Below are 13,492 nucleotides of genomic sequence, written 5' to 3'. Positions count from 1 at the left end.
CCCCTACTTGTAGGTCACTTTGCGCGCGGCCTCGACGACCTGCTCCAGCCGCGGCAACGCCAGCTTCTCCAGGTTCGCGGCGTAGGGCATCGGCACGTCCGCGCCGTTCACCCGCGCCGGCGGCGCGTCGAGGTAGTCGAAGGCCTGCTCGCAGACCTGCATCGCGACCTCGCCGCCGATATTCGCGAAGGCCCAGCCTTCCTCGACCGTCAGCAGCCGGTTCGTCTTGCGGACGGAGTTCAGCACCGTGTCGATGTCGAGAGGCCGGATGGAGCGGAGGTTTACGACCTCCGCCGAAATCCCCGCCTTCTCCAGCTCCGCGGCCGCCTGCATGCAGAGCCCGACGGTGACGGAGTACGACACGATGGTCACGTCGGTGCCCTGCCGCTCCACCTTCGCCTTGCCCATCGGGAGGATGAAGTCCTCGTCCGCCGGGCAGTCGAAGGTCTGGCCGTAGAGGATCTCGTTCTCGAGGAAGATGACAGGGTTCGGATCGCGAATCGCCGCGCGCAGCAGTCCCTTCGCGTCGGAGGCCGACCAAGGCGCCAGCACCTTCAGCCCAGGGACGTGCGCGTACCACGACGTGTAGTCCTGGCTGTGCTGCGCCGCGACGCGCGCCGCAGCCCCGTTCGGGCCGCGGAAGACGATGGGGCAGCCCAACTGGCCGCCCGACATGTACAGCGTCTTCGCCGCTGAGTTGATGATGTGGTCGATCGCCTGCATCGAGAAGTTGAAGGTCATGAACTCGACGATCGGCTTCAGTCCCGTGAAGGCCGCACCGACCGCCATGCCCGTGAACCCGTGCTCGGTGATCGGCATGTCCAGCACGCGGCGGGGGCCGAACTCTTCCAGCAACCCCTGGCTGATCTTGTAGGCGCCCTGGTACTGCGCGACCTCCTCGCCCATGAGGAAGACGTCGGGGTCGCGGCGCATCTCCGACGCCATCGCGTCCCGCAGCGCCTCGCGGACGGTCGTGGGCTTCGTCTCGCCCCACTCCTTCTCAGGCGCGGCGTCCGAGGCCTTGGCCATCGCCGCCGCGCCTTCGTTGCGCTGGTCGCCGCGGGCCGAGACCGCCCCGTAATCCTCGCCCGTCTTGGCCGTCGCGCGGGCCTCGCCGCCATGCTGCGTCGCGTTGCTCTCCGGCGTCGTCACGAAGGCGCCCTTCGAGCCCTGGTCGCTCGACGGCACGCCCGGATCGCCCGTCGACGCCGCCGCCCCGCCCTGCCCGCCATCCAGCTCGGCGATCGCGGAGTTCACCTGCACGCCCTCGGTGCCCTCGGGGACGAGGATCTTCGTGATCGTCCCCTCGTCCACCGCCTCGACCTCCATGGTCGCCTTGTCCGTTTCGATCTCGGCGAGGACGTCGCCGGACTTCACCGGGTCGCCCTCCTTCTTCAGCCAGCGGCTGAGCTTCCCCTCCGTCATCGTCGGGGACAGCGCGGGCATCAGGATGGTCGCACCCATGGTCAGCGGGCCTCGATCAGAACGTCGGTCCAGAGCTCGGACGGGTCAGGCTCGGGCGAGGCCTGCGCGAACTCCGCGCTGTCCTGCACGATCGCCTTCACCTCGTCGTCCACCCTCTTGAGGTCGGCCTCGGCCATGCCGCCCTCCAGCAACTGCTTCCGGACCGTCTCGATGCAATCGTTCTGCTCGCGCATCTTCTGCACCTCCTCCCGCGTCCGGTACTTCGCCGGGTCGGACATGGAGTGGCCGCGGTAGCGGTAGGTCTGCATCTCCAGGAGGTACGGGCCCTTGCCGGAGCGGCAGTGCTCAGCCGCCCGCTCGCCGGCGTCGCGCACGGCCAGCACGTCCATCCCGTTCACCTGCTCGCCTGGGATCCCCCAGGGCACGCCATTCTTCGACAGGTCCTTGGACGCCGACGCCCGCTCGACCGAGGTCCCCATGCCGTAGCGGTTGTTCTCGATGATGAAGACGCAGGGTAGCTTCAGCAGCGCCGCCAGGTTGAAGGCCTCGTAGACCTGTCCCTGGTTCGATGCGCCCTCGCCGAAATAGGCGTGGGCGATGTGCCCGTCCTGCCGGTACCAGTTCGCGAAGGCCAGCCCGACGCCGAGCGCGACCTGCGCCCCGACGATGCCGTGCCCGCCGTAGAAGCCCTTCTCGCGGGAGAACATGTGCATGCTCCCGCCCTTGCCCTTGGAATAGCCGCCGATGCGCCCGGTCAGCTCGGCCATCACGCCCCGCGCCTCCATGCCGGTCGCCAGCATGTGCCCGTGGTCGCGATAGGAGGTGATGACCTGGTCACCCTCCTGCAGCGTCATCGTCATCCCGACGACGACCGCCTCCTGCCCGATGTAGAGATGGCAGAAGCCGCCGATCAGCCCCATTCCGTAGAGCTGGCCCGCCTTCTCCTCGAAGCGGCGGATCAGCAGCATGTCCCGGTAGGCCTTGCCCAGGATGTCCTGGTTGTGCTGCCGATCGGGCTCAGCCCCCCGTCCGCGGCGCTTCGGCGCCGTGTTGGTCCCCAAGGCCATGACCACGCTCCCGTCCGGCGACCCCGTACGCGAAGGGGCCGCGGATCGGCACATACGGGCCCGGCAGGCCCGCGACAAGCCGTGGCTTACCCCCTAAGTCATTGATGTTGCACCGCATCACGACGATTAACCGGATTCCGGTTCATCATGGCGGCTATGCTAGAACAGCCGGTCGGCCGGTGCGTAGGGAATGATGATCTCACCCGGCGCCACGACGTTCAGCAGCGCCCGCGCCCGTTCCTCAAGCACGTCACGGTCCATGCGGTCTGAACGCAGGCCCGCCACCTTCCGTTCCATCATGTCGCGCTCGGCCTCGGCCTCGGCCAGCACGACGCGCGCGGCCGAAATCTCCGCGATCCGTGCGTCGCGTGCGAGCAAACCGCGCGTGCCATGCATCGCATGGTAGGCGAAGTATCCGCAGAGCGCGAAGAATAACACCGGAAGCACCGTGGCCTGAGCCCGGCGCTTCACCCCCTGTAAGAACGCCAACTGCCCCTCCCCCGAAGAGCGTTGGGCCGATCGGAACTCGATCCCCCGCCTTCCTTTGTCTCGATCGGCGGGGTTCACGCAAGACGTTTCGGGACGGCGCGGCGTGATTTCTTGTGGACGTTCCGCGCGCGGCAACACGCCGTCGCACCAACCTGTCCGAGGATCAACGGGATGCCGCGCGGAACAGCGCGCGCGACGCAGGTTCAGCGTTGCCGCGGCAGCACGGTCCGCCCGGCGTAGCGCCCGGCGGGGCCCAACCCGTGCTCGATTCGGATAAGCTGGTTGTACTTCGCTAGCCGGTCCGAGCGGGACAACGACCCCGTCTTGATCTGCCCGCAGTTGGTAGCGACCGCCAGGTCGGCGATCGTCGCGTCTTCCGTCTCCCCGGACCGATGGGACATCACCGCCTTGAACCCGGCGCGATGCGCGGTCTCCACTGCCTCCAGGGTCTCGGACAGCGTCCCGATCTGGTTGACCTTCACGAGGATCGCATTGCCGACTCCCCGCTCGATTCCCTGCCGCAGCCGCTCGGTATTCGTCACGAAGAGGTCGTCGCCGACGAGGTTCACGCGCGCGCCGAGACGGTCGGTCAGCAACCTCCACCCGTCCCAGTCATCCTCGGCACAGCCATCCTCGATGGAGACGATCGGGAAGCGCCCGCAGAGGTCGGCGAGGTAATCCACCATCCCCGCGGCATCGAGCGTCTTTCCTTCGCCCTCCATGGCGTAGCGCCCGTCCCTGAAGAATTCCGTCGCCGCGCAGTCCAGCGCGAAGACCACGTCCTCCCCGACCCGGTGGCCGGCCGCCTCGCAGGCCCGGGCGATGAAGCCCAGCGCCTCCTCCGCACTCTTCAGGTTCGGCGCGAAGCCCCCCTCGTCCCCGACATTCGTCGAATGCCCCGCGTCGTGCAGCGCCTTCTTCAGTGCCATGAAGACCTCGGCCCCGACCCGCACCGCGTCGGCCATGGTGCCGGCGCCGACCGGCATCACCATGAACTCCTGGATATCGATCGGATTATCAGCGTGCTGGCCGCCGTTGATGATGTTCATCATCGGCACCGGCAGCGTGCGCGCGAAGGTCCCGCCGACGTAGCGGTAGAGCGGCAGCCCGTAATGCTCCGCCGCCGCCTTGGCGACGGCCAGCGAAACCGCGAGCGTCGCGTTGGCCCCGAGGCGCGCCTTGTTCGGCGTGCCGTCGAGGCTGATCATCGTCTCGTCGATCTTGATCTGGTCCGTGGCGTCCAGGCCGGACAGGGCGTCGAAGATCTCGCCCTCCACGTTCGCGCAAGCCTTCTGGACGCCCTTGCCGCCGTAGCGGGATTGATCGCCGTCCCGCAGCTCTACCGCCTCATGCGCGCCGGTCGAGGCGCCGGACGGGACGATGGCGCGGCCCGTCGCCCCGCTGTCCAGCACCACCTCCACCTCCACCGTCGGGTTGCCCCGGCTGTCGAGAACTTCGCGGGCGATGATGTCGGCGATGGCGCTCACGGGGCTCTCCGGCAGTGGTTGCGGCGGCGTGCGGATACGGTGCCGATGCTGCCGCCGCAAGGGAGGGGGGCACCCCTCCCCGCCCGGATCAGGCCGCCAGCTTCGCCGCGATCTTCGCGACGTGCGCGCCCTGGAACCGCGCCCCTTCCAGGTCGCCCGGCGTCGGCTGCAACTGACCCATCCCGCCCGCGACCGTCGATGCACCGTAGGGCGTCCCGCCCTGCACGACCGACGGATCCATCTGCCCCTTGTAGGAGTAGGGCAGCCCGACGATCACCAGGCCGAAATGCAGGAGCACGTTGTGGATCGTCAGCAGTGTGCTCTCCTGCCCGCCATGCGGCGTCGCCGTCGACGTGAAGGCCGACCCGACCTTCCCGACCAGCGCGTCCGTGGCCCAGAGCCCGCCCGCCTGGTCGAGGAAGTTCTTCATCTGCGAGGCCATGTTCCCGAACCGGGTCGGGCTGCCGATGATGATCGCGTCGTAGCCCTTCAGGTCATCCACCTGCGCGACGGCCGCGGCCTGGTTGATCTTGTAGTGCGACTTCTCGGCGACCTCCGCCGGCACCAGCTCCGGCACGCGCTTCACGTCGGCGACCGTGCCGGGGACGGAGCGCGCCCCCTCGGCCACGGCATTCGCCAGCGTCTCCACATGGCCGTAGGATGAATAGTAGAGGACCAGGACCTTCGCCATCGGGATGATCTCCTGCATCGCGGCCCAATCGGCCGCGGATGGCAGGCTATCTACCCCTGGCCTGCGCTCCCGCAACGCGCCCGGGCGTGATCACCGTTATTCACGCGCCGGGAACGTCCCGGGTCACATCAGGCGGGATTGCCGCACGGCCGCCCCGATGAACTCCCGGAACAGCGGGTGCGGGGCGAAGGGCTTCGACTTCAACTCCGGGTGGAACTGCACGCCGATGAACCAGGGGTGGTCGGGACGCTCCACGATCTCCGGCAGGACGCCGTCCGGCGACATGCCGGAAAAGCGAAGCCCCGCCTGCTCCAGCTTGTCGCGGTAGTTCACGTTGACCTCGTAGCGGTGCCGGTGCCGTTCCGTGATCTCCGCCGCGCCACCATAGGCCTCGCGCACGAGCGACTCGTCCGCCAGCAGCGCGGGGTAGGTCCCGAGCCGCATCGTCCCGCCGAGGTCCCCGCCCTCCGACCGCTTTTCCACCTGGTTGCCGCGCTTCCACTCCGTCAGCAGCCCGACGACAGGGTCCTCGCAGGGCCCGAATTCGGTGGAGGACGCGCCCTTCAGCCCCGCCAGGTTCCGCGCCGCCTCGACGACCGCCATCTGCATGCCGAAGCAGATGCCGAAGAACGGCACCCGGCGTTCCCGCGCGAACTGCACCGCGCGGATCTTGCCCTCGCTCCCCCGCTCGCCGAAGCCGCCGGGGACGAGGATGGCGTGCGCGCCCTCCAGACGCTCAACGGCGCCGTCGCCCTCGAACACCGCGGAATCAACCCAGTCCAGCCGCACCTTCACGTTGTGCGCGATCCCGCCATGGGTCAGCGCCTCGCCGAGCGACTTGTAGGCGTCGAGCAGCGACATGTACTTGCCGACGACGGCGACGGTAACCTCGCCCTCCGGCTGCTCCAGCGTGCGGACGATCCGCTGCCACTTCGACAGGTCGGGCTCGCCGTAGATGGACAGGTCGAAGTGCCGCAGGACCTCCCGGTCCAGCCCTTCCGAATGGTATTGCAGGGGCACGGCGTAGATGCTGGTAGCGTCCAGCGCGGGGATGACGCTCTCCGGCCGCACGTTGCAGAACAGGGCGATCTTCCGCCGCTCGTTCTCCGGGATCGGCCGGTCGGAGCGGCAGAGCAGGATTTGCGGCTGTATGCCCAACCCCGTCAGTTCCTTCACGGAATGCTGCGTCGGCTTCGTCTTGAGTTCGCCCGCCGAGGCGATCCAGGGCACGAGGGTGAGGTGGACGAACAAGGAGTTGCGCGGCCCCAGCTCATACGACAACTGGCGGAGCGCCTCGAGGAAGGGAAGCGACTCGATGTCGCCCACCGTCCCGCCGACCTCGACGATGACGAAGTCGTACTCCTCGACCCCGCTCCGCACCGCTTCCTTGATGGCGTCGGTGATATGCGGGATCACCTGCACGGTCCCGCCGAGGTAGTCGCCCCGCCGCTCCTTCGCGATCACGTCGGAATAGATGCGCCCCGTCGTCCAGGCATCGCCCTGGTTCGCGTGCACGCCGGTGAAGCGCTCGTAATGGCCGAGGTCGAGGTCGGTCTCCGCCCCGTCGTCGGTCACGAAGACCTCGCCGTGCTGATACGGGCTCATCGTGCCCGGATCGACGTTGAGGTAGGGGTCCAGCTTGCGAAGCCGCACCTTGTAACCGCGCGCCTGGAGGAGCGCCGCGAGGGAGGCGGCGGCGATGCCCTTGCCGAGGGAAGAGACCACGCCGCCGGTCACGAATACGAACCGGGTCATGGGAGCCCGTCTTAACCCCTGAATCCCCGGAAGGACCAGGGGACCCGGCGCGCTTCCGTCATGCGCGCCGGCATCTTGTAACGCCGCGTCAGTTGGTGGGCACGGCCGGCGCCGCGGGCGTCGCCGGAACGGCGGGCGCCGGTGCGGTGGGACCGGCCGGCATGTTGTCGAAGAGCGACCGGTTCTGCCCTGCCCCGCGCCCGAGCAGCGCCAGCGCGATCGCCAGCGCGAAGAAGGCGATGGCAAGGATCGCCGTCGTCCGCGTCAGGAGGTTCGCGGTCCCCCGCCCCGACATGAATGACCCCATGCCCTGGGAGGACCCGACGCCGAGCCCGCCGCCCTCGCTCCGCTGGAGCAGGACGACGCCGATCAGCGCGGCCGCGACGAAGAAATGCAGGACGAGAAGGACGGTGGTCATGGCGCCGGGCTTCTAGCCCGGTCTCCCGCCGACCGCCAGCGCGGCCTCAGCCCGCCGGCGCCGCCGCTGCGATCGACAGGAAATCCTCGGCCTTGAGGCTCGCCCCGCCCACAAGCGCCCCGTCCACGTTCGGCAGCGCGAGGATGGTCGCGGCGTTGGACGGCTTCACGGACCCGCCGTAGAGAAGCCGCGTCGTACGCCCGGCCTCGCCCAGCAGCGCCGTGACCTCCTCCCGCATCCGGGCATGCATCGCCGCAATGTCCGCCTCGGTCGGGGTTCGTCCCGTCCCGATGGCCCAGACCGGCTCGTAGGCCACGACGCCGCGTGCCGCCCCGAACCCCTCCGGCAGCGACCCCCGCAACTGCGACCCCACGACGGACTCCGCCTCGCCGGCGTCCCGCTGCGCCTCGGTCTCCCCGACGCAGACGACTGGGATCAGCCCCGCCGCGATCGCCGCCGCGGCCTTGGCCCGGACCACCGCATCAGCCTCACCATGGTCCGCCCGCCGCTCGGAATGGCCGACGATGACGTAGCCGCAGCCCGCATCGGCCAGCATGGCCGCGGAGACGTCCCCGGTATGCGCCCCGTCCGGCAGCGCCGAACAATCCTGCGCCCCGATGGCCACGGGCTTCCACGCCACCGCCGCCGCAGCGGCGTGGAGGTGGACGAAGGGCGGGCAGATCAGCAGGTCCGCCCCGGCCACTCGGTCCAGCCCGGCCCTGACACCCTCGGCCAATGACGCGGCGCCGCGCGCCGTCCCGTTCATCTTCCAGTTCCCGGCGATGAGGGGTCGGATGCCCGGGGTCATGCGTCTCTCCTGGCGTGGGGGCGTCGGGGCTCTCGCTCCGGTGTCGGAGCACCGGGCCCGACCGGCCGGTCGAGGCCGCCCGCTGCGCCCGATGCGCCCGATGCGCCCGCGCCGTATCCGGGGCGGGCATGCTTGGCAACACGGGGACCGAGGGCTGGTGAAACAGCGTGGCCGACGAACTCCGCGGCGGACTTTCCCACCCCGGCGTACCGGACTTCGCGTCTGCCGCCGCATCTCCACGCGCGAAGGCAGCGACGCAACCCGCCCCGCGCTGGTCCGGTGCCAAACCCCGCCCAAGCCCACGCAAGAGGAGCTCCCCTATCCCGACTCCTCCCCCACGCGCCGAAGATTGGGCGCCCCGAGCCCGACGAGCTCCGTTCCGCCGCGATCCCCCGCGACCTGTTCCGCGACATGCAGCAGTCCGCGACAGGCAGCAGAAGGTGCTGCGCCACACCGGCCGCACCCTCCGCGGCATACACGCGAAGAGCCACGCCCTGCTCGAGGGCGAGCTGACCGTCCTGCCCGACCTGCCGCCGGAACTGGCCCAGGGCATGTTCGCCCGGCCCGCCACGCATCCCCTCATCCTCCACCTCTCCACCAACCGGCCCGATATCCTCGACGACGAGATCGGCGCGCCCCGCGGCGTCGCGTTGAAGGTGATCGGCGTCGACGACCCGCGGCTGGAAGGCGCGGAACCCGCCCCGACGCAGGACCGGGTCATGGTGAACCAGCCCTTCTTCACCGAGCCGGACCTGCGGACCTTCGTACGCAACATCCGCTTCGTTGACGCCACGACGCAGACCGGCCTGCTGTGGAAGAAGGTCCTCGCCGCCCTGCCGCGCCCGCCGGTGGCGCTTCTCCGTGCCCTCGGCGGCTGGGCCGCGACGCCGACCACGATGGGCGGGCATCCGCCGACGCATCCCCTTGGTGACCCCTGCTGCACCCAGGTTGCCTTCCGGTTCGGGGAGCACGTGGAGAAACTCGCCCTCGTCCCCGCCTCGGACGCCCTGCGGGCGCTGTCCGGGCAGCGGCTGCACCTCCGAGGCCGCCCCAACCGCGTGCGGGAGGCCATGATCGCCCATTTCGCCCGATACGGCGGCGCCTGGGACCTGCGCGTGCAGTTGCAGACCGATGCCGCGACGATGCCGGTCGAGGACGCCGCGGCCCAGTAGCCGGAGTCGGCCAGTCCCTACCGCACCGTCGCGCGCCTGGCCGTTCCGCCGCCGCCTGCCTGGAGCGAGGCGCGGGCGGCCGCGGTGGACGACTCCCTCGCATTCTCTCCCTGGAACGGACTCGAGGCGCATCGCACCCTCGGCGCGGTCAACCGCGTCCGGCGCGAGGCCTACGCCGAGGGCGCGGCCTTCCGCGCCCGCCCCAACGGCTGTCCGATCTAGCACCCCGCCGCGCGCCACGCCCTGCCGGGCTCCCCGCCCGAGGTCTTCGGCGGCGCGCCCGGGCGGGAAGGCCGCCGTCCCGGCACGCCCGACGCCCCGCCCGGCGCCCGCACGAACCCCATGCGCCTGACCGCGAGGGCCCTTTCCATCGCCGTCCCGGCCGTCCTCGGCGCTGCCGTACTCTTCGCGGCGCGCGGCCCCGCCACCCGGCTCGGCGGCACCGCCCTGCGCCTCGCCGCCTTCGGGGCGGTCGTCGCGCTCGCGCGCCCCGCCCCGCGGGACCGAGTGCCGCCGCCCTGAACCCTGCGCGTCGGTCGCCCCGGCCCTGCGGGCGTCTCCCCCCTGCCCTCCCGCACATGCCGGCCCCTCCGGCGAACCCGGCCCGCGCACCGCTCTGCCCGTTGGGCCGGGACTGGGGCCCGGGGCGGGGGCGGCATCGACCGGCCGCCCCGTTTGGCATCGCCGCCGGACATGCTACCGGGGCGGCCCCGCAGCGGGACCGGATCCCCCACCCACGATGCTCACCGCCTTCCGTCGCCTCGCCGGCACATGGTTCGCCCGCGGCCTGTTCATCCTCCTCATCCTCTCCTTCGCCGTCTGGGGGATCGAGGACGTGGTCCGGAACTTCGGCCGCGACACCGCGGTCGCCCGGGTCGGCGGGGAACGTATCGAACTGACCGAGGCGCAGAACGCCGCGCGGCGCGAAACCCAGCGCCTGCTGCGCCAACTCGGCCCGACCTTCGAGGCCAACGAAGGCTTCCGCCAGGCCGTCGCCCGCCAGGCCGTCGAGCAACTCATCGCCGACCGCGCCCTCACGGAGGAAGCACGCCGCCTCGGCGTCGCGTCCTCGGCGGAGGCGATCCGCGCCTACACCTTCGCCATCCCGACCTTCCGCGGCGTGGATGGCCGCTTCTCCCAGGCGATCCTGCAGCAGTTCATGCGGCAGAACGACATGACCGAGGCCGACTTCGTCCGCCTCGTCGCCTCCGACCTGCGGCGCCAGCAACTCGTCGGCGCCGTCCGCGCAGGGGCCCGCGCCCCGCAGGCGATGACCCGCCCCCTGCTGGCCTATACCCTGGAACAGCGCGCGGCGGAGGTCGTCGAGCTACCGCTTCTCTCCGCGCCGGAGATCCCGGAGGCCACCGAAGCCCAGCTCCGCCGCTTCCACGAGAACAACCCGGAGCGCTTCTCCTCCCCCGAATACCGCGAGGCGACGCTCGCCCTCGTCAGCGCCGAGACGCTGGCCGGCGGCGTGACGGTGCCCGACGCAGAGATCGAGGCAAACCTGGACGCGGCGCGCACGCGCCTCGCGGCTTCGGAGAAACGGACCCTCGAACAGGTCCTTGTGAACGACCGGGCGGCGGCCGACGCCATCCGCACGGCCTGGGCCGGCGGCGCGGACGCCGCCGCGATCCGCCAGCAGGCCGAGGCGGCGGGTGGGACGCTGCTGGAACTCGGTACGCTGGATCGCGACGGACTGCCGCTGCCCTCCCTCGCCGAGGCCGCCTTCGCCGCGCCCGAGGGCGGCGTGACGCAGCCCGTCCAGTCGCCCTTCGGCTGGCACGTCCTCCGCGTCGCGGCGATCCAGGCGGCGGAGCAGAAGTCGGAGGCCGACCTGCGGGCGGAGGTCCGCGCCGAACTCGCCCGCGAGAAGGCCGCCGACCGCGCCTACGAGGAGGCCAACCGCCTGGACGACGCCTTCGCCGGCGGCGCCACGGTGGAGGAGGCGGTGTCGCGCCTGAACCTTCCCCCGTGAAGGTCAGGCTCGACCGCCAGGGCAATGACGAGTCCGGCCGCCCCGTCGCCATCCCGGGCGGTGCCGTCGTCCGCCAGGCCACGCTGACCGCGATCTTCGCCCCGACCCCGCCCCGCGGCGGACGGCTGGCCGAAGTGCCGGGCGGCTTCATGGCGATGGAAGTGACGAACACCGTCCCCGCCCAGCTCAAGCCCTTCGAGGCAGTACAGGCCGACGTGCGGCGGTGGTGGCTCATCGACCAGCAGCGCCGGGCGCAGGAAGGCCGCGCCGCCGCGCTCCTTGCCGCGGCCCAGGGCGGAAAGGACTTCGCCGAGGCCGCGCGCGAGGCCGGCCTGGGCGATCCGGTACGGATGGGTCCCTCCCCTCGGGTCGCGCCGGAACGAGGCCCGCAGCCGCAGGGCGGCCTGCCCCGCGAGCTCCTGCCCGCCCTGTTCGGCGCCCGGGTCGGCGAGGTGACGATGGCCGAGACCTCCTACGGCTTCGCCGTCGCCCGTCTGGTCGAGGTGGTCCCCGCCAACCTCGATGCCGAGCCCGCTGCGCTGACCGAGGTGAGGAACGACGTGCAACGCCTGATGCAGGACGACCTGGATCAGCAGTACGCTGTCGCCCTTCGCGCCCGCGCGAACGTCACGATCAACCAGCCCCTGATGGAGCAGGTCGCCACCCGATGAACGCCCCCTTCCCCCCCGGCACCGACCTGTCCTGGGCCGCCTTCGAAGGCGCCTGGCGGGCCGGGCGGGGCTGGGTGCTGCACCGGGAAAGGGTCGCCGACCTCGACACGCCGGTCGGATCTTTCCTGAAGGTTGCAGAGGGCAAGCCCAACGCCTTCCTGTTGGAATCGGTCGAGGGCGGGCAGTCCCGCGGCCGGTATTCGATCATCGGCCTGCTGCCGGACCTCGTCTGGCGCTGCCGCGAGGGCCGCGCGGAACTCAACCGGCACGCCCTCTCCGCCCCGCACGCCTTCGTACGGGAGGAGGCGGCGCCGCTCGACAGCCTCCGCGCGCTCATCGCCGCGACGCGGATGGACCTGCCCGCCGGCCTGCCGCCGCCGGTCGCCGGTCTCTTCGGCTATCTCGGCTACGACATGGTCCGGCAGATGGAGCGGCTGCCCGCGACCAACCCGGAGCCGCTGGGCCTGCCGGAATCCGTCCTGATCCGGCCGACGCTGATCCTCGTCTTCGACCACGTCCGGGACACGCTGACCCTCGCCGCGCCGGTCTGGCCGGACGGGAAGCAGGATGTGCAGGGCGCCTGGGAAGCCGCCCAGGCCCGGCTGGACGAGGCTGAGGCCGCGCTCGACCGCCCGGTCCCGCGCCCCGCGCCGCCCGCCGCGCTGCCCGCGCCGGGCGTCCCGTCCTCCAACTTCGCGAAGGACGCGTTCCTCGACGTCGTCCGCCGCTGCAAGGAATACGTCGCGGCAGGGGACGTCTTCCAGGTCGTACCGAGCCAGCGCTTCTCCGCGCCCTTTGCCCTGCCGCCCTTCGCGCTGTACCGCGCGCTGCGGCGCCTCAATCCAGCGCCCTTCCTGTTCCACTTCGATTTCGGCTCCTTCGCCGCGGTCGGCGCCTCGCCCGAAATCCTGGTGCGTCTGCGGGATGGCACCGTCACCGTGCGCCCCCTCGCCGGCACCAAGCCCCGCGGGAAGACGCCGGAGGAGGATGCGGCCTACGAACGCGAACTCCTCTCCGACCCGAAGGAACGGGCGGAGCACCTCATGCTCCTCGACCTCGGCCGCAACGACGTGGGCAGGGTTTCGGAGATCGGCACGGTGAAGGTGACGGCGTCCTTCCAGGTGGAGCGCTATTCCCAGGTCATGCACATCGGGTCGGAGGTGCAGGGCCGCCTGAAGCCCGGCCTGACCGCGCTGGACGCCCTGGCCGGCGGCTTCCCGGCCGGCACCTTGTCCGGCGCCCCGAAGGTCCGGGCCATGGAGATCATCGAGGAGATGGAGCCGGTCCGCCGCGTCTTCTACGCTGGATGCTTCGGCTATTTCGGCGCAGATGGCGGCATGGACACCTGCATCGGCCTGCGCATGGCGCTGGTGAAGGACGGCACGATGCACGTGCAGGCGGGATGCGGCGTCGTCGCTGACAGCGACCCGGAAGCCGAGTTCGCCGAATGCGAGCAGAAGGCCCGCGCCCTGTTCCGCGCCGCGGAAGAGGCGGTCCGGTTCGCGGCGGTCCCCCAGAAGCGATGATGGTC

Annotated in this window: 14 protein-coding genes; 6 read left to right on the top strand and 8 right to left on the bottom strand. The window is 70.9% G+C overall.

What is annotated here, in order from left to right:
* Positions 1 to 3: 3 nt before the first annotated feature.
* From ACE7GA_RS21030 to tpiA, 8 genes are all read right to left on the bottom strand, one after another.
* Complete coding sequence (locus ACE7GA_RS21030) at positions 4 to 1,464, bottom strand: pyruvate dehydrogenase complex E1 component subunit beta (RefSeq protein WP_376091060.1); 1,461 nt, start codon at positions 1,462 to 1,464, stop codon at positions 4 to 6.
* Positions 1,465 to 1,466: 2 nt separating this feature from the next.
* Positions 1,467 to 2,486 carry a pyruvate dehydrogenase (acetyl-transferring) E1 component subunit alpha gene (pdhA, locus tag ACE7GA_RS21025; protein WP_376100439.1) on the bottom strand — a complete coding sequence of 340 codons (1,020 nt, stop codon included), beginning with the start codon at positions 2,484 to 2,486 and terminating at the stop codon, positions 1,467 to 1,469.
* 165 nt (positions 2,487 to 2,651) lie between these two features.
* On the bottom strand, positions 2,652 to 2,981 hold the full coding sequence (locus ACE7GA_RS21020) for a septum formation initiator family protein (RefSeq protein ID WP_376091056.1): 330 nt from the start codon (positions 2,979 to 2,981) through the stop codon (positions 2,652 to 2,654).
* A 203-nt stretch (positions 2,982 to 3,184) separates the two neighbouring features.
* Positions 3,185 to 4,468 (bottom strand): phosphopyruvate hydratase, encoded by a 1,284-nt coding sequence (gene eno / locus ACE7GA_RS21015; RefSeq protein WP_376091053.1) that lies wholly within the window; start codon positions 4,466 to 4,468, stop codon positions 3,185 to 3,187.
* A gap of 88 nt (positions 4,469 to 4,556) precedes the next feature.
* The gene (gene wrbA / locus ACE7GA_RS21010) at positions 4,557 to 5,159 is read right to left on the bottom strand and encodes an NAD(P)H:quinone oxidoreductase (RefSeq protein ID WP_376091050.1); all 603 of its coding nucleotides are present in this window, start codon (positions 5,157 to 5,159) and stop codon (positions 4,557 to 4,559) included.
* A 123-nt stretch (positions 5,160 to 5,282) separates the two neighbouring features.
* Positions 5,283 to 6,914: a CTP synthase gene (locus tag ACE7GA_RS21005; RefSeq protein WP_376091047.1), complete on the bottom strand. Its 1,632-nt coding sequence runs from the start codon at positions 6,912 to 6,914 to the stop codon at positions 5,283 to 5,285.
* An 88-nt stretch (positions 6,915 to 7,002) separates the two neighbouring features.
* Positions 7,003 to 7,332: a preprotein translocase subunit SecG gene (secG, locus tag ACE7GA_RS21000; protein ID WP_376091044.1), complete on the bottom strand. Its 330-nt coding sequence runs from the start codon at positions 7,330 to 7,332 to the stop codon at positions 7,003 to 7,005.
* Positions 7,333 to 7,378: 46 nt separating this feature from the next.
* The gene (gene tpiA, locus ACE7GA_RS20995; RefSeq protein ID WP_376091041.1) at positions 7,379 to 8,140 is read right to left on the bottom strand and encodes a triose-phosphate isomerase; all 762 of its coding nucleotides are present in this window, start codon (positions 8,138 to 8,140) and stop codon (positions 7,379 to 7,381) included.
* Between the two features lie 440 nt (positions 8,141 to 8,580).
* Here tpiA and ACE7GA_RS20990 point away from each other — a divergent pair, with 440 nt between their 5' ends.
* The 6 genes from ACE7GA_RS20990 (at position 8,581) to trpE (ending at position 13,487) form a co-directional block, all read left to right on the top strand.
* Positions 8,581 to 9,312, top strand: coding sequence for a hypothetical protein (locus ACE7GA_RS20990; protein ID WP_376091038.1), 732 nt, complete (start codon positions 8,581 to 8,583; stop codon positions 9,310 to 9,312).
* Between the two features lie 84 nt (positions 9,313 to 9,396).
* Positions 9,397 to 9,534 (top strand): hypothetical protein, encoded by a 138-nt coding sequence (locus ACE7GA_RS20985; RefSeq protein ID WP_376091035.1) that lies wholly within the window; start codon positions 9,397 to 9,399, stop codon positions 9,532 to 9,534.
* A 120-nt stretch (positions 9,535 to 9,654) separates the two neighbouring features.
* A complete protein-coding gene (locus ACE7GA_RS20980) occupies positions 9,655 to 9,834 on the top strand; it encodes a hypothetical protein (protein ID WP_376091032.1) in 180 nt (59 codons plus the stop codon).
* A 217-nt stretch (positions 9,835 to 10,051) separates the two neighbouring features.
* Positions 10,052 to 11,290 carry a SurA N-terminal domain-containing protein gene (locus tag ACE7GA_RS20975; protein WP_376091028.1) on the top strand — a complete coding sequence of 413 codons (1,239 nt, stop codon included), beginning with the start codon at positions 10,052 to 10,054 and terminating at the stop codon, positions 11,288 to 11,290.
* Positions 11,287 to 11,961 (top strand): peptidylprolyl isomerase, encoded by a 675-nt coding sequence (locus ACE7GA_RS20970; RefSeq protein ID WP_376091025.1) that lies wholly within the window; start codon positions 11,287 to 11,289, stop codon positions 11,959 to 11,961. The genes ACE7GA_RS20975 and ACE7GA_RS20970 overlap by 4 nt, the downstream gene beginning before the upstream one ends.
* Positions 11,958 to 13,487, top strand: coding sequence for an anthranilate synthase component I (gene trpE, locus ACE7GA_RS20965; RefSeq protein WP_376091022.1), 1,530 nt, complete (start codon positions 11,958 to 11,960; stop codon positions 13,485 to 13,487). Before ACE7GA_RS20970 ends, trpE begins: the two co-directional genes overlap by 4 nt.
* Positions 13,488 to 13,492 lie beyond the last annotated feature (5 nt).

It is taken from the genome of Roseomonas sp. CCTCC AB2023176, assembly GCF_042259275.1.
Taxonomy (GTDB): Bacteria; Pseudomonadota; Alphaproteobacteria; order Acetobacterales; family Acetobacteraceae; genus Roseomonas.
Note: the sequence above shows the minus strand (reverse complement) of the source record. Positions and strands in the feature narration are given on the sequence as shown.